Annotated in this window: 17 protein-coding genes; 10 read left to right on the top strand and 7 right to left on the bottom strand. The window is 54.1% G+C overall.

The window, feature by feature from the left end:
- Positions 1 to 200 precede the first annotated feature (200 nt).
- The 6 genes from ACR0KJ_RS16980 (at position 201) to ACR0KJ_RS16955 (ending at position 7,777) form a co-directional block, all read left to right on the top strand.
- Positions 201 to 896 (top strand): Tn7 transposase TnsA N-terminal domain-containing protein, encoded by a 696-nt coding sequence (locus ACR0KJ_RS16980; RefSeq protein ID WP_480627236.1) that lies wholly within the window; start codon positions 201 to 203, stop codon positions 894 to 896.
- On the top strand, positions 893 to 3,031 hold the full coding sequence (locus ACR0KJ_RS16975) for a transposase (protein WP_480627235.1): 2,139 nt from the start codon (positions 893 to 895) through the stop codon (positions 3,029 to 3,031). The genes ACR0KJ_RS16980 and ACR0KJ_RS16975 overlap by 4 nt, the downstream gene beginning before the upstream one ends.
- Positions 3,024 to 4,016 carry an ATP-binding protein gene (locus ACR0KJ_RS16970; protein WP_480627234.1) on the top strand — a complete coding sequence of 331 codons (993 nt, stop codon included), beginning with the start codon at positions 3,024 to 3,026 and terminating at the stop codon, positions 4,014 to 4,016. Before ACR0KJ_RS16975 ends, ACR0KJ_RS16970 begins: the two co-directional genes overlap by 8 nt.
- Positions 4,013 to 5,893 (top strand): TniQ family protein, encoded by a 1,881-nt coding sequence (locus tag ACR0KJ_RS16965; protein WP_480627233.1) that lies wholly within the window; start codon positions 4,013 to 4,015, stop codon positions 5,891 to 5,893. Before ACR0KJ_RS16970 ends, ACR0KJ_RS16965 begins: the two co-directional genes overlap by 4 nt.
- Positions 5,894 to 5,981: 88 nt before the next feature.
- Positions 5,982 to 6,332: a hypothetical protein gene (locus tag ACR0KJ_RS16960; protein WP_480627232.1), complete on the top strand. Its 351-nt coding sequence runs from the start codon at positions 5,982 to 5,984 to the stop codon at positions 6,330 to 6,332.
- A 518-nt stretch (positions 6,333 to 6,850) separates the two neighbouring features.
- A complete protein-coding gene (locus ACR0KJ_RS16955; RefSeq protein ID WP_480473292.1) occupies positions 6,851 to 7,777 on the top strand; it encodes a LysR substrate-binding domain-containing protein in 927 nt (308 codons plus the stop codon).
- 8 nt (positions 7,778 to 7,785) lie between these two features.
- Here the strand turns inward: ACR0KJ_RS16955 and ACR0KJ_RS16950 are convergent, their stop codons facing one another.
- Positions 7,786 to 8,682: a LysR family transcriptional regulator gene (locus tag ACR0KJ_RS16950; RefSeq protein ID WP_480627231.1), complete on the bottom strand. Its 897-nt coding sequence runs from the start codon at positions 8,680 to 8,682 to the stop codon at positions 7,786 to 7,788.
- 183 nt (positions 8,683 to 8,865) lie between these two features.
- On the opposite strand from ACR0KJ_RS16950, the gene ACR0KJ_RS16945 reads away from it, so the two are divergent.
- The 3 genes from ACR0KJ_RS16945 (at position 8,866) to ACR0KJ_RS16935 (ending at position 13,144) form a co-directional block, all read left to right on the top strand.
- Positions 8,866 to 10,263, top strand: a complete 1,398-nt coding sequence (locus ACR0KJ_RS16945; protein WP_480627230.1) for an aspartate ammonia-lyase — start codon at positions 8,866 to 8,868, stop codon at positions 10,261 to 10,263.
- Positions 10,260 to 11,693, top strand: coding sequence for a cysteate racemase (gene cuyB / locus ACR0KJ_RS16940; RefSeq protein ID WP_480627229.1), 1,434 nt, complete (start codon positions 10,260 to 10,262; stop codon positions 11,691 to 11,693). The genes ACR0KJ_RS16945 and cuyB overlap by 4 nt, the downstream gene beginning before the upstream one ends.
- Positions 11,694 to 11,845: 152 nt before the next feature.
- Positions 11,846 to 13,144: a dicarboxylate/amino acid:cation symporter gene (locus ACR0KJ_RS16935; RefSeq protein WP_480627228.1), complete on the top strand. Its 1,299-nt coding sequence runs from the start codon at positions 11,846 to 11,848 to the stop codon at positions 13,142 to 13,144.
- Between the two features lie 617 nt (positions 13,145 to 13,761).
- Here ACR0KJ_RS16935 and ACR0KJ_RS16930 read toward each other — a convergent pair.
- Positions 13,762 to 14,784 carry a permease gene (locus tag ACR0KJ_RS16930; RefSeq protein ID WP_480627227.1) on the bottom strand — a complete coding sequence of 341 codons (1,023 nt, stop codon included), beginning with the start codon at positions 14,782 to 14,784 and terminating at the stop codon, positions 13,762 to 13,764.
- A gap of 85 nt (positions 14,785 to 14,869) precedes the next feature.
- Between ACR0KJ_RS16930 and ACR0KJ_RS16925 the strand changes: the two genes are divergently transcribed.
- A complete protein-coding gene (locus ACR0KJ_RS16925) occupies positions 14,870 to 15,727 on the top strand; it encodes a LysR substrate-binding domain-containing protein (protein WP_480627226.1) in 858 nt (285 codons plus the stop codon).
- Between the two features lie 471 nt (positions 15,728 to 16,198).
- Here ACR0KJ_RS16925 and ACR0KJ_RS16920 read toward each other — a convergent pair whose 3' ends face one another.
- From ACR0KJ_RS16920 to ACR0KJ_RS16900, 5 genes are all read right to left on the bottom strand, one after another.
- Complete coding sequence (locus ACR0KJ_RS16920; RefSeq protein ID WP_480627225.1) at positions 16,199 to 16,870, bottom strand: response regulator transcription factor; 672 nt, start codon at positions 16,868 to 16,870, stop codon at positions 16,199 to 16,201.
- Between the two features lie 100 nt (positions 16,871 to 16,970).
- Positions 16,971 to 18,554, bottom strand: coding sequence for a sensor histidine kinase (locus tag ACR0KJ_RS16915; protein ID WP_480627224.1), 1,584 nt, complete (start codon positions 18,552 to 18,554; stop codon positions 16,971 to 16,973).
- Between the two features lies 1 nt (position 18,555).
- Positions 18,556 to 20,085: an ABC transporter transmembrane domain-containing protein gene (locus tag ACR0KJ_RS16910; RefSeq protein ID WP_480627223.1), complete on the bottom strand. Its 1,530-nt coding sequence runs from the start codon at positions 20,083 to 20,085 to the stop codon at positions 18,556 to 18,558.
- Positions 20,082 to 21,146 (bottom strand): hypothetical protein, encoded by a 1,065-nt coding sequence (locus ACR0KJ_RS16905; RefSeq protein WP_480627222.1) that lies wholly within the window; start codon positions 21,144 to 21,146, stop codon positions 20,082 to 20,084. Before ACR0KJ_RS16905 ends, ACR0KJ_RS16910 begins: the two co-directional genes overlap by 4 nt.
- A gap of 234 nt (positions 21,147 to 21,380) precedes the next feature.
- Positions 21,381 to 21,836: an EF-hand domain-containing protein gene (locus tag ACR0KJ_RS16900; RefSeq protein ID WP_480627221.1), complete on the bottom strand. Its 456-nt coding sequence runs from the start codon at positions 21,834 to 21,836 to the stop codon at positions 21,381 to 21,383.
- Between the last annotated feature and the right edge of the window lie 154 nt (positions 21,837 to 21,990).

The following is a 21,990-nucleotide window of genomic DNA, read 5'->3' as shown; positions in this document are numbered from 1 at the left end:
CCGAGGGCGGCAACCCATCGAGGCCTTTGAATTCAGTATCGATACTCAACCGATACACCTTCTTCCCCCGCGATGATCGCAAAGTCAACTGTTTCGTCGTCGCTTTTGGCGATGAGGTGGCTTGGCTTTGCCCAAGCAACACCAAAAGAAGGTGGAGAGGCACGATCAGGCCAAGCTGGTCGGCGCTCCAAATCACAGACATGAAAGATGAAGAGTTCACACTGACGGGTGAGATGTCGCCTGAGCCCAGCCGTGCGACACGGGGTATTCCCCGGAGATCGACGCATAGCTCCAGAGGCGGTGTTGTTATGCAATTGCCTGGGCAAAACTGCCCGAGGGTCGTTCAATTTGAAAGCAAACTGGAACAGCGGGTGCTTTTTTTGCTGCTGGCTAACCCTGCAGTCGCCGACGTTTGGGAGCAGCCGCAATTCATCAGCTACCGCGATCAATCAGGCAATCGGAAGACCCACTTCATAGACTTCTTGGCGGAGCTAAAAAACGGTCGCCGATTGGCTATAGCAGTGAAGCCGTGGAAGGTGGTGCTGGAGAAGAATTTCTTGCGCGAGCTTCAGCAGATCCGCGCGGCGATGCGCAAGGATTTTGCCGATGACATCGTGTTAGTTACAGAGCGCGATTTCTCCCGCGCAGAGGCCCTCAACGCACAACGTTTCGTTGAGTTCTCAAAGACGAGAAATTCGGGGCATCAAGCTTATCTCAAATCCATCACCTGCGACGTCTGTTTCCCAGTCACGGTCGACGAGATGTGCCAGTTGTTGGGGCTCGGTGGCGCAGGGTTCAGGACCATTGTGATTGGGATATTTGAAGACATACTCACGGCCGACAGAAAGCACCTGATTGATCTCGACACTCTGCTTTCGAAGGGGGGTGCAAAATGAACCTGCCTTTCAGAGTGAGTGTCTTTGGCCGTCTGACTGTTGACGGCCGGAAGTACAAATTAGACCGGAAAACCGACTTTGGTTACCAATTCGAAGATTTTGATGAGACTGGCAGGAACCTGTCTCTCACATTCGACGAATTTGCCGACCTCCTTCAAAGACCTGATGTGACCTTTGATCCCGGGTATTATCTACCTGAACGCCAGGACGTGCGAATGAGTGCGGGTGTTGAAGCAATAGCGAGCTTGCCAGATGACGTGAGATCCGAAGTAGTCTGGCGCTTCTCCTGGGTCGACGGGTTTTACCAGTTCGAGCGTGTCGATGAGGCGAAGCGGACAGATTTCTCGCTTCAGAGCGTCATTCCTTCCATCGAGGCCCATGTGAACAAACAGGCACGGGCTGCCCAAAGCAATTGGCGGAACCCGAGGGCCGGGAAGAAAAACGTTTTCCGTGATCCTCCCAGTCCAAGAACCTTAAGAGAATGGGTGAAACGATACGAGAAAGCAGGCGGCTCTCCGCTCGGGTTGATCCCGGGTACACATAGGTCTGGCAACCGGACTGCGCGGTTCTGCCTGGAGGCTTCGAGATTGCTGGGCGAATGCCTCGAAGCCTATTTGACCCGGAAAAGGCTGACCAAGAAGAACGTCGCGGACGTGTGCCGGGACCGGTTCAAAACTGTGAACAAGCAACGAGTGGTGGAGGGTAAGCCGGAGCTCACAATTCCTTCGCGGCGCAAAGTTGAGCGCGCACTTTCTGAGCTTGATCCGTATTTCACATGCGTCCAAAGGCACGGCGTGGACTACGCCAATCGCAAGTTCGCGCTCTATGAGGAAGGTGTCACAGCTAGCTATCCAATGGAGCGTGTTGAGATAGATGAATGGTGCGTTGATCTGATCACGATACTTGCTGAACGAGGCGCGCTGGATCATTTGAGTCCCGAAGAGCTCGCCAAGCTGGATCGTGGGCGTCGTTGGCTTTACCTCGCGATCGACTGTGCCACGCGATGTGTGGTGGGCATGAGACTGGCGGAAAAGCCGAATTGCCGAGACGCCATGGCTCTTTTGTCTGACATCACACGCGATAAATCGGACCTTGCGATAGCGGCTGGCTGCAAATCGACCTGGCATCACTACGGCGGGGTGAGTTCCCTGGTGACCGATCTTGGCGTTGCTTTTGTGGACGACGCGTTTCGAAGTGCGGTCTTTGATGCACATGGGGTTGTTGAGACGCCTCGCGGCGGGCTACCGCGTTTGCGCGGGCGCGTGGAGCGTATCTTTCGAACCTTTGGGACGGCCCTGATGCCTCTCCTCGCCGGTCGCACATTTTCCGATCCTAAAGAGCGAGGAGATTACCCTTCGGAAGAGATGGCTTCTCTTTCAGATGACGTGCTGATGGAAATCCTCATCAGGTTCGTTGTGGACGTGTATCACAACATGCCGCACCGTGGGCTGAACGGCGAAACCCCCAATAATTGCTGGAAACGCCTCGCCGAGAAAATGGGTATTGTCCCCCAGCTCGCTGAAACCACCCGACGCAAAGCCTTTGGTGTGAGGTATCGCAGGCGTGTTTTTGGCAAAGGAGTGAGGCTGTTTGGCATCGACTACAACTGCCAGGTACTTCGTGAGTTCTATGTGCACGACCGTCGCCGTCACGTTCAAATAAAAGTTGACCTGAACGATCTCGGTTGGATCATGATTCAGATCGGGAAAAAGTGGTATGCGGCGCGCGCTCTGCAGAAGTGCTTTGACGCCGTGTCATATGAACAGTGGGAAGCGACAGCGCGTCAGCTGCGGCTTAAATACAAGGCTGAGGCCGTGCTTCAGGAGAAGACTGTCTCTGACGCATTGCATGCCATCATCCAAAAGACCTCCGATGAAGAACGCAGGTTCGGGGCTGTCCTGAAGCGTCAGACACCTGCAGGGCTTAGACGGGCCAGGGAAGATCTGTTCCTAGGTTTAAGCATCGAAACGGATGATCCTGAAGACTTTGACCTTCCGCCGGAGCCAGATCTATTCGGGCATGTCATCTCGCTATCAGACGAGGACGACGAAGGCTCCGACGATAGTGCTGTCCGGGAGCAAAACCCTGATGAGGATCGTTCGAGGATTTCGAAATGGAGGATTGAAGATGACTGATCTCCCTGGCGATCCATCTGATGAGATCGACGTCCAGATTGCACGTCTTAGAGACATGTTCGTTTCACACCAGGTGTTCCACGATCTCAAACTGGTTTTTGATCGTCAATTGCGCCGAAGACGAGCGGCTATCCGATTGGGTAGTCGCAGTGAGGCCCGCGGTATTGCTTTGATCGGGGCGTCTGGCAGTGGTAAATCCACCGCCGCAGACCGCTTGTTTGACAATCACACTGACCTGATCCTGCCAACGGAGGGACAGGATGTGGCGGAAGTGATCCGGCTACTGGTGCCGTCACCAGCGACGCTAAAGAATGTTGGTACGACGATCCTGTCCGGTTTGGGATATCCGCTCGCTCGGGACAAATCGGTTGGGATCATCTGGACGCAGGTGCGTCAGTTTCTCCAACTGCGAAGGACCCTGTTTGTGCATCTGGACGAGGCTCAGGACCTCTACATCAGCAAAGGCGTCAAAACCCGAAATGATGTGGTGAACACCCTGAAATCGCTTATGAACGATAAGGACTGGCCGGTTGGTCTTGTTCTGTCTGGCACGCCCGATCTGATCGAGATGATCAATTCTGATGTTCAGCTTAAAAGGCGCATAGATGTTGTGCACTTGGGTGCAGTGAGCTGGATATCCCACGAACCCGAGATCACAGAGATCTTTACTGAGTTCGTTCGGAAGTCTGGTCTGACACCTTCCATTGAACTTCAACAGAGAGAGTTTCTCAAGCGGCTGGTTCACGCAGGTGGCAATGAGTTTGGAATGATCATCGAAATGTGTCTGAGTGGGATAGAAGAGGCGCTTTACGACGGAGAAACCCAGCTCCGACTTGGACATTTTGCAGAAGCATTCCGGCGCAAGTCGGGGTGTATACCTGCTTTCAACCCATTCCTTGCCCAAGACTACATTAGCATAGATGTTAGGACCATCATGGGCTGGTTGGATCACGGCGATCCCTCGTTGGACAGAGGGTTGCAATGAAACGACAACTCGCTCTCACTCTGCCTCATCATCACATGGAGACGCCTGCTTCCTATGTCGCCCGGCTGTCACGTCGAAATCTTAGTGTTACGAGGGAATTCTGCTCAGATCTGGGTCTGAGATGGCCCCATATCTGCTCGGCTCATCCGGATCAGCTGGAGCGGCTGTCACAACTGGCTGGGGTGCCACTTGAAGCGTTGGAGTTGGCGGCGGCCAGATTGGTTGGCCCCTGTCGGTACCGCGTCGGGCATTCCTTTGCCACCTCCGGTTCGTTCCGCCGGGCTACCACCCGAATCTGTCCGAAGTGTATTGTGGATGTCATCGATGGGTCGGGTCCTGAGAACGCGTTCCAACTTCTTGAATGGTTGGTGCTGCCGATCAAGACCTGTGCCAAACATAGCGTACCGTTGCTCCAGCTTCCCAATGCGTCGCATGCGCATCTCACCTACGACGTGGTTGAGCAAGTGATGCATCATCAGGATCTGATCTTTGAAGCCGCTCAAGACGCAACAACGCTTGGGCGATCTTCGTTTGAAACCTACCTGAGCCGCCGAATTGACTTTGGGGTCGCTGATGACTGGTTGGACTCGCTGGAGCTGACGCATCTTCATCAGGCCGCTCTGACATTAGGTATGGCGATTGCTATGGACCGGGGCGTCTACCTTTCGGGCTTGGACTTCGAACAAGAGCGTGCTTGCATGTCGGCTGGTTTCGAGGTTCTGAAGAGTGGGCCGGAAGCCCTGAAATCTGAGTTGGAGCGTGCCAGGCGCCAGTCTTCCTCTAAACGGTCTTATTTCACGACAGATATGGGCGAATTCTACACCTGGCTTAAAGACACTGAAGAGGACCCGGCGACAGCAGTGCTAAGGGCTTGCGTGCAGGATTTTGTGCGTGAAAACTATCCGCTGCAGACCGGCGCAAAAGTTCTGGGTACGGAAATCTCAGCGCCCAAACTCATCACGCTTGAACGCGCGCGGGAGCTACATGGGGTTGGCGAGGTTCGGGTGCGAGGTATTCTCGCCCATCTTCGCGGTATAAATGCGAGCGACCTGTCATACATGAAAGATGTCAGCCATGAGGATCTGGCTGCCGTGCTCGACTTCTGGTCTGGGTTGCAGAATACCAAATCCACCGCGGTCCAGCTGAATATCCATCCGGTCCATGTTAAGGCACTGATCCGGCATAATGTTCTGGAAGCTTATCGTTTTGGAACGTCTCTTCGCTATGTTCCATCGTCCTCAGTACAGACCTTGCTGACTAGGCTTGAAGGCCTGCGCATTGCCTCTCGGGCACGTCATAGGTTGCCCCTCTCGGAGTACAGCCGACAGAGCAGGGTGGCCCTGGCTCGCGTTGTCGCCGATTGGGCAGCAGGCCGACTGACCGGCGTTTGGAGAGATCCGGACGTAGAGGGGTTGGCTGGAATCCTTATCGACTGCGCTGAGATCCTGGAGAAATCGGAGCGCGTGTTTTCCGGCGACCTGTCGCTTCTGGATGCGGCGGCGCGCTTGAGAATTAGCATCGGGTCAATTCGGCTATTGCGGGATTGTGGATACCTGAAGCAGGTAAAGCTGCGAAACCCGGACACGCAGCACTATCGTTACTACATCACTGAAGAGAGTATTCAGGCTTTTGAAAAACACTATGTAACGCTGGGCCAAATGGCAGAACAGTTTGAGATTGCCGCGATCCATTTGGGTCCGGCACTGGATCGCAGAGAAGTTGAGACAATCCCCTGCGAGGCTGGGTTTGTTCGGGCTTACCCGAAAGAGACACGAGATTTGGTTTGGGAAATGACGATGGGGGGAAAAACTTCGATCCAAACAGACTGTCTCCACGACAGTTGGAACCAAGATAAGCAGGCGGCGGAGAAAGGTTGATGCTCCGCGACACATGCTCATCGGTATAAGTGGCGGTCTATCGATTGGGGCAACTACGTTGAACTGCTGTACTGCGAGGTAAAGAAACATGACTAGCAGTCGAAGAGATCTTACTGAACGGCTTCAACCAATATGGGAGGCCGTAGGCAAGCTGGGCGCGAATAGTCCCGAGCTTAATCTAAAGGCCTATCTCGATGAGATGTGGAGCGAAGACGAAACAACTACTGTTTCTTTGAGGACTGGAAAGGGCCTGGCTCGACGAGACGAAAAAATTGCGGAAGATCTTGAGGCCCAATTCAAGATGATTGCGGTCGCCTATGCCACTGGAGAATTGGATGAGATCGACCGCGTAGTTAACTACCTAGCGTTCATACGTCGCATGAAAAAGCAGGGTGTTTACGAAATTGGACAATGGAGCGATGAGGACCCAGATGGGTGACGATGTAACTAGAAGGTGGTTCACGTAACACCCGTTCAGCAATGTCCAATGGCTTTTATCTAAGGCCTTCCCTCCGAGAACTCAAAACCTGACATTTAGGCGGGACGCGGCGAATGACTCGAAGGAGCCCACAGCAGAAGCCTTTGAATTTCGCTGCCAGCGCTCGCAGCAAGAAAATTGCCGCAAGCGCGAGTGTGGCACTGCTGCAAGGCGACGGGAAACGCTGCCATTTAGCCGAAGTGTTCAAAATCTGCTGTGAGTGGGCGCACTGTGGTTTTTCCAAAAAAGCTAATAGCTCGGTGCTGCAATACGGAGAGCACCGCTGCCGTTGGCGTGTGGAAAAGTGGAATTCTTAGCTCAATTGGTACCGGCCTTTGCGCAATACACGTCTTTGGTCAGGGTCCAAACGGAAGGACGCCAAAACGCATTCGGTGTTCTTCGCAACACGATTGCAATGTTTGCAACTCATCCTTCCCTTGCCAACGGTTACAATTACTTGTGATCTATGGAGCAGACCTATGGAAATTGATTGGCTGGAAGATTTTCTCGCCCTAGCCACGGCGGGTGTTTTCGCAAAGGCCGCCCATAGCCGCAGAGTCAGCCAATCTGCATTCACAAGACGTATCAAAAATCTGGAACACTGGGTTGGCGCTCCGCTTTTTGACCGCAGTGTTCACCCGGTCGTACTGACATCAGCAGGAGAGTCGTTTCGTTCGACGGCGTGTCAAACACTCAGCGCGTTGCAACAGGCTCGAGCAGAGCTGACTCAGCTTTCAGGCGTTGCCGGAGAAGTGCTGAAGTTTTCGGTTCTGCACACGATCTCTATATCATTTGTTCCTTCTTGGATCAGGAGAATATCCAAATCCATCGGCCCGGTCAGGACCAATTTCGTCGTGGATAATTTTTCAGATTGTGTTGAGACACTGACGGCTGGCAACGTTGACTTCATGCTAAGCTATGACCACCCCTCAATGGCGGTACTGACCGAAAATTCGTGGTACCCATCCATCACGGTCTCTGATGATTGTCTGGTTGCTGTCTCCCGCGCCGATACAGACGGCACAGCGCTATTTCACTTTGACCAGAAGGGTCGTCTACCCTTTTTGTCCTACCCCTCGGAGAGTTTTCTCGGTCGTCTAAGCCGAGACGTGATTGAACGGGCCGATTTGGCTGACAGGCTGGACACGCAAAGCGAAAACTCGGTTGCCGAGGCGCAAAAGGCGGCATGCCTTGAGGGGCTAGGCGTTGCCTGGCTTCCCGAGATGGCCATCAAACCCCAGCTTGACGATGGAACTCTTGTGCGGATCAGCCATCCCGATGCAGAGCATCAGATGCCGATCAAGCTCTTTCGTAACATGCAAACAAGCCGCCCTGCTGTCGAGCGCTTTTGGACATTGGCCAAAAACTCAAGTGTCGATTTTGAAATCGCAGAAGCAGCGCTATGAGATCGGAGCTACTGTTGCTTTTGGCTGAGCCTCCAGAACCGTTCCAGTTGCGGTCTGGATCGTTCGATTGAACGATAGAGTTTGACGTATATCTCAACTTCGAAACCTGGCTTGCTCACCTTCGTTAGTTTGCCTTCAGCCAGTTCGCGTTTCACAGAAACTTCTGGGAGAAACGTAACGCCATGCCCTTCAAAACACGCCGATTTGAGCGCCTCAGCAACAGAGTTTTCATAGGTCGGGGACAGGGTATCCTGTAGGTTGCCACGCTTCAGGCAGACTTGTGATATGCGCCCTAGGAAAGTGTCGGGCGGATAAGACAGGTAAGGTACTTCGCCCGGTTCATCCAAGCTGAACACAGGTTCGTTTCTGGAATTCACAGCGCTGACAGCGATAATTTTATCCTTGGCAATTGTCGTTGAAGGGTATCGGGCTTCATCCGATATTGTCGGCACAGAAGGATGTGAATAGCACAGCATGAAGTCTGCGCTGCCATTGAGAATAGCCTCGGCGCAACCGGAAAAATTCTCGGCAACCAGCCGTGTTTTTACAGGGCCAAGGTAGTCTGTCATCTTGCCCAGCCAAGCCGGAAAGAATGAGATCGCCAGTGTATGCAGGGCCACAAAGTCCAGGGTATCGGCTTCGCGGCGCGACAGGCTGCGGATGTCGTCCTTTGTGAGGGTCAGTGCACTTACCGTATCAATTGCGGTCTGTCGGAACGCCTTGCCCGCAGCGGTGAGTTCTACCGGGTGAACGCTTCTGTCAAACAATGGGGTACCAGCCCAGTGCTCCAGGTTCTTGATGCGCCGGGTGAAGGCGGATTGACTGATGTTGCGGGCATCAGCCGCCCTTGCAAAGACACCGGCGGTCGCAAGGGCCAGAAAATCTTCAAGCCAATCAATCTCCATGTCAGGTTCTTTCTGGTGGCATCGTCATAAGGCCATATGCTGTTGCAAGTTTTGCAATGATGATGCGCCAATAGCGTTGGCGCTGCAACAGTCGAAATCTTAGCTTGCGGAGCAACCCCAATCCACATCGGGGATGTGACCGCTCTATTTCGGCACATAAGATTTCAAGCGAAAGGCCGTTGGATGACCACAACTCGAACCGAAACGGACAGCCTGGGTGCAATCAGTATTCCGCAGGCTGCTGCATGGGGGTGTCAGACCCAGCGCGCATTGGAGAACTTCCCGATCACGGGGGTTGCGATCAGTCATTATCCCGAACTGATTACAGGGCTGGCGGCGGTCAAAAAGGCCTGCGCGCTTGCTAACAAGCAGCTTGGAGAGCTTGCCGACCAAAAAGCTGATGCCATCGTCGCGGTTTGTGATGAAATCCTGGAGGGTCAGCATCACGAACACTTCGTTGTCGACGTTATGCAAGGAGGCGCAGGCACATCCACTAATATGAATGCCAACGAAGTTATTGCGAATCTTTCGCTACAGAAATTAGGGCTACAATTTGGTGAATACCGCCACCTTCATCCAAACGATGATGTAAACCGCTCTCAGTCCACAAATGACGTCTACCCGACTGCGATCCGGTTGGCAGTTCTGGCCCGGATCAGCCCGCTCATTGAAGCGATGCACTCTCTTAGTAAATCTCTGATGGCAAAAGCTGCGGAGTTTGACCACATCATGAAGGTCGGACGCACCCAGCTGCAAGATGCTGTTCCAATGTCTCTAGGGGCCGAATTCCGGGGATTTGCGACGACAATAAACGAAGATGTGGATCGCTTAAGCGACTTGTCGCGCCTGCTGACCGAAGTAAACTTGGGCGGTACAGCGATTGGAACGCGTATTAACGCGCCAGTTAAATTTGGTGAAACAGCCGTCGCCCATCTGCGGGATATTTCGGGTGAGCCCTTGTCGCTCGCTGCAGATCTTATTGAAGCGTCCTCTGACCTTGGAGCATTTGTCATGTTCTCAGGCACACTCAAGAGAGTCAGCATCAAACTGTCGAAGGTCTGCAACGACCTGCGCCTGATGTCGTCTGGCCCGCGTGCCGGAATTGGTGAGATTATTCTACCGGCGGTGCAGGCCGGGTCGTCGATCATGCCTGGCAAAGTGAACCCCGTGATCCCGGAAGTCGTAAATCAGGTTTGCTATCAGGCGATCGGAAATGACCTCACCGTTACAATGGCCGCCGAGGCAGGACAGTTTCAGCTGAATGCCATGGAACCCGTCATCATCCACAAGGTTCTGGAAACGATGGGATCTTTAACGAACGCAATGAACGTCCTTTCAGCCCGATGCGTGGATGGCATCGTTGCAGATGAAGAGCGTTGCCAGGCCCTGCTTGAAAACAGCCTTGTACATGTCACCGCACTGGCGCCGATCATTGGATATGAGGCGGCAACAAAACTTGCAAAACATGCTCAGGCGAACGGTCTGAGCCTGCAAGCAGCAGCTGAGCCAGTGCTGCCTAGCGAACAGGCTGCGATCGCGCTGTCGCATCTGAACTTTGGCCAAGCGAGTATTGTCGAATGAAACAAACCGGAACTCTACGCCTTGGTATCGTCGGTGGGCTTGGCGCGCTGTCGGGGGCTGATTTGCTCTACCGGATCGTGGAATCGACCCCGGTCAAATCCGAAGGTGACCATCGCGAGTTGATCTTCGAACAGAAACCGATGCGCGAGCCCGTTGCGCCAATGGAAAGTGCCTATAATCCCACGCATCGAAAGCTGTATGTGTTTGATACTCTGGCAAAAATGGAGCGGGAGGGGTGTCACGCAGCTCTGCTGCCGTGCTTTATCACCCATTGCTTTTTGCAGGAACTGGAGGATGAGCTTGAAATCAAGCTGATCAGCATGACCGACGCCATCAAAAACGCCATTGATGGACTACCGTCTGCGCCATCAAGGATTGGAGTGCTGACAACGCCTTTCGTCCGAAAGAGCGGGCTATTTGAAGCGCTGTTTGGCGACCTCGTTTCGGTCATTTACCCGTCTACTGAACTGGAAATGAGTGTGATGAAGGCGATCTATGGTGTGGGCGGCTTCAAGTCAGGAAACAGGGGGCCTGAGATTATATCTCCGATCGATCAGGCCCTTGACGACCTGTCAAAGCAAGGGGCGGAAGTTTTTGTTCCAGGCATGACGGAGTTGCCGCTGCTGTTGGATCAACTCACGATCCCTGAAGGAATGGCCGCTGTCGACACGGCTGCTGCGTATGCACGGCACGCATTGGACGCGACCAAGGTCGACCGGCACCACAAGTTCAAAGTGGGAATCGTTGGCGGCGTCGGGCCAGCTGCAACCGTAGATTTTATGGGTAAGCTTGTGGGGGCGACCGAAGCGTCGCGAGATCAGGATCACATCAAAGTTCTGGTCGAACAAAATCCGCAAATCCCTGATCGTACCGAGAACCTGGTCAGCAATGGCACAGATCCCACAGTGGCTCTCTATTCCACCTGCAAAAAGCTGGAACGGGGCGGCGCTGATATGATCGCCATCCCGTGCAACACTGCCCATGCTTATGTGGATCGCATTCAGCGTCACCTGGATATTCCGATTGTCAGCATTCTTTCCACCACAGCGGACTACATCACCGAACAATCGCCAGAAAGTCGACGTGTGGGCATCCTGGCAACAAACGGAACCATCCATAGCGGCCTGTATCAGCAAGCGCTCTCAAACGCTGGCCTGCAGTCGATTTTGCCGGACGAAACCCATCAGGCTTTGGTCATGGACTCCATCTATGGGCCGCAGGGGGTGAAAGCCGGATACACTGACGGGCTTTGTGTCGAGCAGATAGCGCAGGCATTCGGGCATCTGGTCGCAAATGGGGCAGAAGCAATCATTCTGGGATGCACAGAGCTTCCTTTGATTGTCGATGCCAGTGACCCGAGATTGGCCGCATTGTCAGTCGATCCGACAGATGTGCTCGCCCGCAAATGCGTGCAGTTAGCGAGTACGTAAATTCAAGTGCTTTTGACTGTTGAGAAACGGCGTTGCAAAACTTGCAACGCCGTTTCTCCATTTGGGGCGTAAGGCCGATCACTAGGCTGTTAAAGAATACATGATTGCTCGCAGTTCGACATACCGACTGCCCAGTGGAAAGGGAGGTAATCATGGAAACCACAAATCAAAAAACAGGGTTTCTCGCGCCCTGGAGAAACCTGCTTCTGTGGAAGCAAATCGTTATCGCCCTTGTTCTTGGGGTCATCGTCGGTGTCATTTTGAACACAACCGGCAACGAACAATTTGCAACAACGATCAAGTACATCGGGACATTGTTCCTTTCGCTGATCAAAATGCTGATCGTACCGCTGATCTTTGTATCGCTGGTTTGCGGTATGACCTCGGTCAGCGACATGGCGCGTATGGGCCGGATCGGCCTTAAATCGGTCGTCTTCTATCTCTGCACAACTGCGTTCGCGATTGCCATCGGGCTTCTTCTTGGGACACTTTTCCAGCCTGGTGTAGGCATCGACCTAGGCGCCGCCGCTGCGATGGAAGCAAAAACTGCACCACCATTCATTGATCAGCTTATCGCGATCGTGCCCAAAAACCCAATTGCGGCAGCGGCTGACGGTAAAGTGCTGCAGATCATTTTCTTCGCCATCATGTTCGGCCTGTCTATCAACCTTGTTGGGGACGCGGGAAAACCGATCCGGGATTTCTTTGAAGCCCTGAATTCGGTCATCCTCAAACTGACGGAAATCGTCATATCGTTCGCACCCTACGGTGTTTTCGCCCTGATGGCTTGGGTTGCAGGCACTTACGGTCTGGATCTTCTTCTTCCGTTGGGTACGATCATTGCGGCACTGTACATTGGCTGCATCCTACACGCATTGTTCGTCTATGGTGGTCTGGTTACATTCCTTGGCCGTCTGAACCCGGTGCGGTTCTTCCAGGGCATCGTTGAACCTCAGATCGTGGCCTTTACCAGCACGTCTTCCTCGGGGACGCTGCCGGTCACCATGACCGCAGTTCAGAAAAACCTGGGCGTAAATCGTTCGGTTGCCAGCTTCACGCTTCCTCTTGGTGCTACCATCAACATGGACGGCACGGCGATGTATCAAGGTGTTGCTGCACTCTTTGTCGCGCAGGCGTTCGGCGTTGACTTGGGCATGTCCGAATACATCACCATCATCCTGACATCGACGCTTGCCTCGATCGGAACCGCCGGCGTTCCCGGCGCTGGTCTTGTCATGCTGTCGCTGGTTCTGACATCGGTTGGGCTGCCGCTGGAAGGCGTTGCAATCGTTGCGGGTATCGACCGTATTCTCGACATGGCGCGGACATCGCTCAACGTCACGGGGGACGCGGCGTGCACCGTTCTGATCGCCAAGTCCGAAGATCAATTGGACCTCGAAGCATACAATACGCCGCATGTTTTGGCGGCACCTGATCTTTCTAAAGCATAGATCGTAAATCTCCCCGACTTCAGTCACCCCGATAGGGGTGGCTGCTTTTCGTTTTTGATTAGCCGTTTAATAACATTTTCGATTTCAAAAGCTTGGATTGAAAAAGTATGACTAGTCTACCTAGTCAGACAAGCCACACCCAGGGATGGCTGGATCAGCGATGCACGCTGCGTTGCAATAATAGCGTGCCGCGGCCGTGTGAAATTTCTGCGTCGACAATCGCCATATAAGCGAAAGGCGGCTCCGTTGCTTGTCTAGGTTGTTTGACGTGGCAGCAGCGAAAACGGTTGAAATTTGGGTATCGCAATTACGCTGAATGACCGGTTTGACGACCCACCGCTGCGCAGCGGCAATCATACTGCCGCATGTGCGAACAATCGCTGCGTCAGCAAAAACCGCGTGTGCACAAGTCCGGTTTGTCCGCGAGGCAGTCTTTTGTACTCGCTCCAATGAACGGCCATCACTCAACCAGAGATCGCGTCACATAAAACCGCTTCAGCGACGTTAGTGGTTGGGTATGGCGCGGCAAGTCACCCAATGGTTGCGAAACCAGCCATTTGTGGTGCCAAACCGCCACGACCGCAATTCGGACGAAACCGACGTTGGGACTATGACGTCTAGACGATCCACCCAAAGACATACCCCGCTCCAATCGAGCCAAGAACAGCAAGCAGCAGATATAGCATGAACGGCTTCAGTTTGAGCACCGGTGCGATGGCCATTGCACCCCAGATGCTGACTACGCCACCCGATACAAGGAAAGCCATCGCTGCGCTTTCGGACATGCCGTTGTCGATCAGCCCTCGCGTCAGTGGGAGTGCCGCGTACCCGTCGATATAGGCTGGGGCACCAATGAAGACAGCGGCGGGTATGGCCCACCATTTGTCTTCCCCGACATATACTGCCAGCGATCCAGGCGTCAGTGCCGTGTTCAGGGCGTACTCGGCTGTAAACGCCGGTATCAGGCAAATTAGGATAAGCCGACTGGTTGCCCAGTACTGTTTGCCGAAGGAACGTCGTCTCGCTTCAGACCGCCATACCCAGGGATCAAACGGCTGACCTTCGCCGCATCTCGCAGCACTCAGTTGGCGAGCGAGATCATTATCGCGAAGCGCAATCATTGCCCAAGGCGCCCTGGAAAATAGCCCCGTAATCGCGCCCCCGAATACACCCAATCCGAAAGCTGCAAGAGTTTTGCCAATCGCAAAGCTCAGACCCAATGTTGCGGCGGTGGTCGCGAGCATCGCCGGGTCCGTTATCGGAGAAGACAGCCAGAATGCCATGATCGGTGCAAGCGGTACACCCGCAGCCAGCAACCCAGCCATTAACGGCAACACGGTAACACCGCAGACGGGCGTAACAGCTCCGATCAGCGACGCGGCCAACACCGATCGAAATGTCCTGCCCTCAAAGGCAGCAGCAATATGAGTGTCCGCGCTGCTGGCAATGATCCAGGCCGCAAGGATGATACCCGGAATGACGATTGGGGCGACGACAATCAAGCCCAAGACGACAAACTTTGCAGCGTTTGCCGCTTGTTCCGGCCAAACAAGACAGATACCCGACAACAGCACCAGAGAAACGCCCCACATCAGGTTTTTCCGGGTAGATGGTCGATGGGCAGCGGTTTGATCGGACATTGCCTATTCCTTTGAACTTGAAAACTAGAGTGGCACGAGCCATCTTTGAAACGAATAGTTTCAATTTCAGATATTGGAAAAATAGATGGAAAATCTGGATAGCGATCTTTTGCGAACCTTCGTCGCCGTTGCTGAGGCCGGTAGCGTCACGGATGGAGCAGCTCGTATCCACCGGTCCCAATCTGCAACGAGCCTTCAGATCAAACGCCTGGAGTCCATTCTGGGCCGCCCTGTTTTTGATCGGCATGGTCGCGGGGTTGTGTTGAGCGATGCGGGGCAGACGTTGCTGTTCGTTGCGAAAGACGTGACGGCCCGCCTTGACGCGATACAGCGGGAGATTTCCCACAATTCTGTGAGCGGAAAACTACGCTTGGGCATACCCGACGATCAAGGGCGCGCCAAACTCGCGAAGATTATTGCGGCGTTTACCAGTCATCATCCTAAAGTCGAACTGGAGGTCACCTGCGCCTTGAGCGCACATTTTCCTGATGCGCTCGACAAAGAGCTGTTGGACCTTGCGGTTTACGAGGTCGAAACTCCATCTGGTTTTGAGGAACTCCTCTATGAAGACCCGACTTGTTGGGTGTCTTCGGCACATCGGGATTTTTCAGCCGATGAAGTCCTACCAGTGGCCCTTTTCGATGAAGCGTGTTGGTGGCGCGACGCTGCAATCAGTTCGTTACAAGCCCGCAGAAAGCCATACCGTATCGTCTATTCGAGCCAAAGCGTTTCTGGCGTGATTGCCGCGGTAGAGGCAGGGATCGCGGTTGGCCTGCTGGGCCGGTCGTCGCTTCACATCGGGCTATCCGTGGTCAACGAGGGGCTGGGCTTTGAGGCTACTCCTGCCTCCAAGCTGGTGATGGCATCAAGTAATCCAAAAGAGCATAGGCCTCTAGACGCAATGAAGGAATCTATCAGAGCTGCATTTTTGTCCAGAGTATGATGGGCCGTTCTGGCTCCCTCACACTCTTCTCTGCAGGCAGGATCAATGGCCGCCAGAAGGTGAATTGAAGCAATGGGCGTTGGGCTCGATGATTAGCTGACCACTCAACCAAAGATCGCTTCACAAAAATCCTCTATGCCGTCACGTATGTCCCCCAAATGAAAGGTCTGCTGGCGGAAGATGGCGAGATCGGTCAAGAAACGCTGCATCAGGTACTGATGCCTGAACAGAGCTGTCACGGCAGCCTTTGGGGAGGGCAGGAGAGTATTGCGTAGCGCCAACGAAAGTTGTCTGACCCGCCACATTTTGCGCTTTCTTCTTGCAAGGCGGCGATGGGTCCAATCGAGGGGGGCAATGTCTTAGCCCGTCAGAATGCCGGGAATGTCGGCTAAGAACAGAAAGTGACCATCTTCTACAATACTGAATTTGTCGCGGCCAACTAACCTACAGACTAAGTTCTCTGTGTGCTAGTCAACTCATCCTATACCCAACATTTCTAAGCGTAACGATCCGCTGACCCTCGCTTCCAATTTTGCGCCTTAGGCGGCCAACGTAAACATCGACGACGTTGGTTAATGGATCTTCGTTCATGCCCCATACGGAGTTTAGGATACGCTCTCGTGACAGGACACGACCTACATTGGTCAGAAACAGCAAAAGAAGATCGCGTTCTTTTTTGGACAGCTGCACCTCTTCACCAGCTACGGACACGTGGAGAGACCGCCGGTCGAAGCTTAGGGTTCCGCACGTGATGACGGCCTCCCCAAGATCGCTGGCGTAATTGTTGGCGCGCCGGTGCAGGGCTTCAACGCGCGCTATGAGTTCGTCGAAATCAAATGGTTTCGGAAGATAGTCGTCAGCGCCAATTTTCAATCCTTCGACCCGTTCTTCGGGGCTGTCCAATGCGGTTAGCATCAGGATGGGGATTTTGGATTTACGGGCGCGCAACTTGCGGCAGACATCCTGCCCTTGAATTCCGGGCAGCATTAGATCCAAAAGGATGACATCGTATTCGCCTGCGGTCGCGTGTTCTAGCGCATCTTCCCCACTTGAGGCGTGATCGACGGTCCATCCTTCTGCGGACAAACCGCGACGGATGAAGTCTGCAACGCGTACCTCGTCTTCGACAAGTAGAATATTCATGCCAGGCCTCAACTCACTAGCTGCATCAATCCATCGCAATGCCGAAGGGAATATGGCTTGCTAGGCTCTGAAGACAGAAATTCAGAAAAACAAAATAACATCAGCCTGTCTCTCGCCACGTATCAGCTTGCACAATTTTCATCCGGGGGCCTTTGGGAAGTGTCAGGACAATTTTCAAACCACCCTGTTGACGGTCCTGAAGTTCAACGGTTCCGCCGTGGGCCTCGACGATTGATTTTACGACCGGAAGGCCGAGGCCGCTGCCCTCGATCCCCTGACCCGAGGCGTTCGAACCCCTATAGAAGCGATTGAATGCTTGGGACTTTTCTGCAGCGCTTAAACCGGGCCCATCATCCTCGATCGCAATCGAGCAAGAGGCAAGGCCTTCATCTAGCTTGGCCTCAATCGTAGGACCGCCATAGCGCCGGGCGTTTTGCAGCAATGCCAGAAGGGATTGGCGCAGGCGAACTTCGTCGACCGAAGCGAGAACTTTGTCCTTGGGCGTTTCAACCTCAACCGGCTCAGGGAACATAGCGACCGCATCGTGCAGTATCTTTCGCAGGTCGGTCTTCCTGCGATCAAGGCGAAGCTGACCGGCCTCGAACCTTGCCACAGTCAGCATATCGTCGACGATCTGATTGGTGTGCTTTGCAGAATCTCGGATGCGGGCGAGGGAGTCAGAGACCTCTTCTGACAGTTTGTCGGATGTCCTTAATGTAACATCGGCCTCTCCAAGTATGATCGCCAGCGGTGTGCGTAATTCGTGGCTGATATCGGCCATTAGCTGTTTGCGGTTCTCTTCCCCGGTTTCAAGTTTGTCGATGAGTTGCTGAAGCTCGAACGTTCTTGCCGCGACGGTTTGCTCAAGTTGTCTTTTTTGTTCCGCACGGCTGGCTTCACGTGCGGCCAAACCTTCGGCCACGCTATTCAGAACGGTACCGAGTTCCCTGAATTCGCGACTGCCACCAAGCCTCACAGGCTCGGAGTAATCGGCCCTGCGCAGGTGGCCGATACCTTCGGCAAGTCGGATCAACGGCTTTCTGATCTGACGATTGAACGACACAAGTGCCACCAGAAGCGCACCGATTGCAGCCGCGACAATCATATAGACCAATCGTTTGTTCCATTCCCGGAAAATTGCGGCCTCGGTCAGAACTTCTTCAACTTCCTCGATCTCTTCGTCGAGCGCGGATTTGATTTTTCGGTCAAGTTCGTCATCGATATCCCCATCCAGAAGGGCTGCCAGGCGTTCGATACGAACAAAGGTTTCAATCGGGCTGCCTTCTGCCGTGAGGCTGGCGATGGCTGCGTTCACGGATTCAATATCATCTTCAATCTGATCGAGCAGTTCCAGTTCTTCGATTTCCTCGTCACCAACTATCTGGATTTCGTGCGCAATGACATTTCGTATGTCTTCAAGAGTTTGCGCGATTTTGACCTGTAGCTCTGCTTCCCGAGCACCGTCATCCCGATCCCCGATGAGAAGCGTGTCGCCATGCTGTTTGAACAGGCGGTAAAGGTCTGCCTCAAGCCGGAGATGGAGCCCGTAGGACTCTTGGGCCAACAATATCCGGGCAGCCCACCAGCGGGTTTTTTCCAAACTGTAGAGGGTCAGCCCCGCAAGCCCACCCAGAAACCCGACAAGAACAGCAGCGTATATTCCAAACAGGGTGGAGGAGCGCATATCAAATGACCTTTGAGTTCTCATGAATATTAGAAGGTACAGAGGCATCGGCCAATATGATCGTTGCCGAGGAAAGCTTTTGAAACGTCGCGAGCAGTTCAGCCTTGTGATGTAGGCAGGCCGTCCATCTGATTGAGGCGATCACGACAACTTCGGCCTTGCCCAGAACAGCGCGCGCAAGATCCAGCCGCAAAGTCTGATCAGAGGTCAACCCTTGGCCGTTCTCCGCAATGCGCTGGTCGAGACCTTCTGTGGCCTTAAGTAGGTCGGTTAGACCAAATTGCCCTAACACTTTCGCGATCCTGCGATCACTGGGGCGTTTCCGGCACATCAAGGTTGCGGATCGGCGTAAACTGCCCTGAAGCCCGATATGGACGTCTCCGATGAAAGCGAATCTTGGTGGGGCTTGCTGATCACCATAACGAACTGCGATGCCCTCATAAGTGTCAAAGCCCGCGATACATCGCGCGAGCTTGCTGGCACTTGGCCCCGTCAACTCTGAGATCCTGTTCGGTCTGGCAACGAATGTGACAGGCGTTCCGTCAATCTTCCCGGTGACGTCAATGACCATGGCATTGGTCTGCTTTGCGACGCCACGCTTGACCGTCGGTTCCGAAAGTAGCCGATGAGCTTTCTCGCGCGCGACGCGCCAAGCGCAGTAATAATCCCATGCACTGGCGAGGTTCTGCAGTGGCAGAGCGATCAGCGCCATCACCGCAAGACAGGCCGCAACGATTGCAGGTGCAATGTCTGTTTGGCCGGCTTGCCAAAGCATAAAGAGACTCGCGAATGCCATACCCAATTGCAGAAGCGTCTGAAGGCTGACCACGCGACCGCGGCGCGCCAGCGCGTCATTGCGCAGTGACGCACCTTGCGTGCCTAGCTTTTTCAACTCGTGGTCTGTGCGACCCATCAGATCGAGCTCGGGGGCAATCGCAATCCGTTCGATCATGGAGATTGCAATGTTGGCCCGGCGCCGGCGCAGTCTTCGGTGCCTATGCTCAAGATGCCAGGCCATTGTCGCTGCCAGCAGTAGCGACAAACCGAGCGCTGCCAGGCCACGGACCGCAAGCGCGGGATCAAGACTGTAAAGAATGAATGCCGCACCCGGGATCACAACTGTTGCAGAGCAGACGCTCGGTAAACCACGTCCAAACCACAGCCGGGCTGCTGACAAATCACCAACAAACCTTAAGGACAGCGCGCCGACCCGGCGTCTCTCATGGCGTGATTTGGGAAGTTGTGCGATCTGCTGATAGAGCGCGCGCCGCAATGAGATCGCATAGCTTTGGCCGAGCGCTTCCGCGCGATATTGAGACAGAAACAAACACGAGGCAGTGACCATACCAGAGACGGCCAATTGCGCTACAGTCTCGATAGCAAGCGCATGTCCCGCGTGAATCGCCCCAAACGCGTCTCGCGTTGCGAAAGCAGCAAAGGCTAGTGCAATCGCTTGAATGACGCTGCTTGATGCCACGAGGACCGCATCGATGATGCGGTCCCGAGTGGCCAGTCTGGGGAGGGGGGTCATGCGGCCACGTTCTCTGGTTCGTGCCGCATCAGGGGGGCAACATGTTGGGCGATCATTGGAGGTGACCAAAGGTCTTCACGCGACAGGATCGGGCACCCGGTAGCTTCAAGCGCTTCGGCTGAGGCGAGGGGTGAGCAACTTACCTTCCCGGAAATCGCAAATGGGCTTAGCCCAACCCGTTTTAGCACGGTTACACCGCCTAATGCGCTCAGCGCATCTGGCGCTGCAAACAGGATACCGTCCAGACGATCCCGAATGCGCGAGGATTTAAGGATTGCGCGTGTTTCCTGTTGGAACACGCCGTCTGCGATTTCTACAACCACCACTTCGGCCCCTCGCGATGCGGCTGTAGCTATCAGCGTGTCAAAGCCGGTTTCGATCTTCTCCAACGACATCCGATAGGTTGTCGCCATTCCTACATCCGTAAAATCAAGCGCAGCCGCGCCTGCATCCTCGAAACTATTGAAATCGCCAAAGGCGCCGGTGCCTGTGGCTTTGACACCTGCCACAGAATACCCCGCACGCATCAAGCCATGGCCCAGGCTTGATGCAGCTGTTGTCTTGCCGGAGTTCATTGATGCCCCAAAAACGCCGATGACAGTGACCCGGTCATTGGCAGGCAACTGGGGCAAGGCGTAATCCGCGATGTTGATTACTTGATCTTTAGCGTTGGTCAGAAGACCGAGAGGTTTCAACCTTGTGGGGTCCTCCATACGGATATGCGCGGCATCCACCCGGCCCGCTACACCGCCGCCCGCAACCAGATCGATGAGATCATTGTCGACAACGGCGCTGGCAAGAAACTGGTCTGGCGCATAGCGATCACCCAGGCACAAAACAACAAAATCGCCCGGATAGCTGGTCGAAACACGCCGCTCGGCCAGCTGTATTTTCTTGTGGTGCCCGATCTCGACGATCTCGCAGAGAATCAGATCACCTGCTTTTGCGTTGCTCATCTGAGTGCTGAGGCCGTGAACATCCGACCGATCAACGCGGCGGGTTGTGAATGCCCATTTTGCGATTTCACAAGCACTGAGGGGGATTGGGGAAAACTGTTTCATGCTTTGCTCCGTGGCTGACGTGTCCATGGTTTCATTTTGTCAGCTCCATGTGAGAAAGGTTGCAAAGGCGCATGAAGGGGCATGGTGCGATTGAATGAACAGTAGATGAACGTGCCGCGCTGGTGGTAGTAATGGGCGCAAGCTTAGCTTGATGGCAGCCCCGAAATGGATTTGAGTCCGGGTTGGCGGAGTTGGACGGATTGGGCCAAAAACCCGGCGACGGCTGGACGACGATCAGTCGTCATCATCCCCATCATCCCCATCATCGTCCCCGTTATCATCTCCACCATCGTCATCACTGTCGTCGCCGTCGCCCGTTCCACCAGAGTCGCCATTGTCGTCGCCGCGCTCTCCTCCGCTCCGATTTTCCCGATCTTCACGCCCGTCTCGATCACCACTCTTCTTGTCTGAGCTTTGTCGTAACTCCCGGATCGTAACGCGGTTGTCGCCATTTTGGTCGATATCCTCAATCAACCTGCGCGCGCCTGCTTCCCCGAATGCAGCCACGAGTTCGTTGAAACTGAGAACGCCGTCTGAATTTGTATCGACAGAGCGAAAACTCGCTGTCTGTGCTGTGGCCTTGTTCGATAAACCAATGCCGATCATTAGGATAAGGGCGAAAGTGAAAGAACAGTAAGTTTGGCCGAATGTCCTTTTTCTGCACGTCGCCGTCTCGCGTCGATCCAACAACAAAGATATCCCTTTAACCGACGATTGTTCCTGGAGAACCAAGTTTTTCTATCTCAGTAGGATATGATAGCGCGCTCGGATGAAGCGCTGATATTCTGCTGATGAACGTCAGATGAATTTTGGCGACGCTATGGAGTGCTTTGCAGATTGTTTG

Source organism: Ruegeria sp. AD6 (genome assembly GCF_056542325.1).
This window is presented reverse-complemented; position numbering and strand designations above follow the sequence as displayed.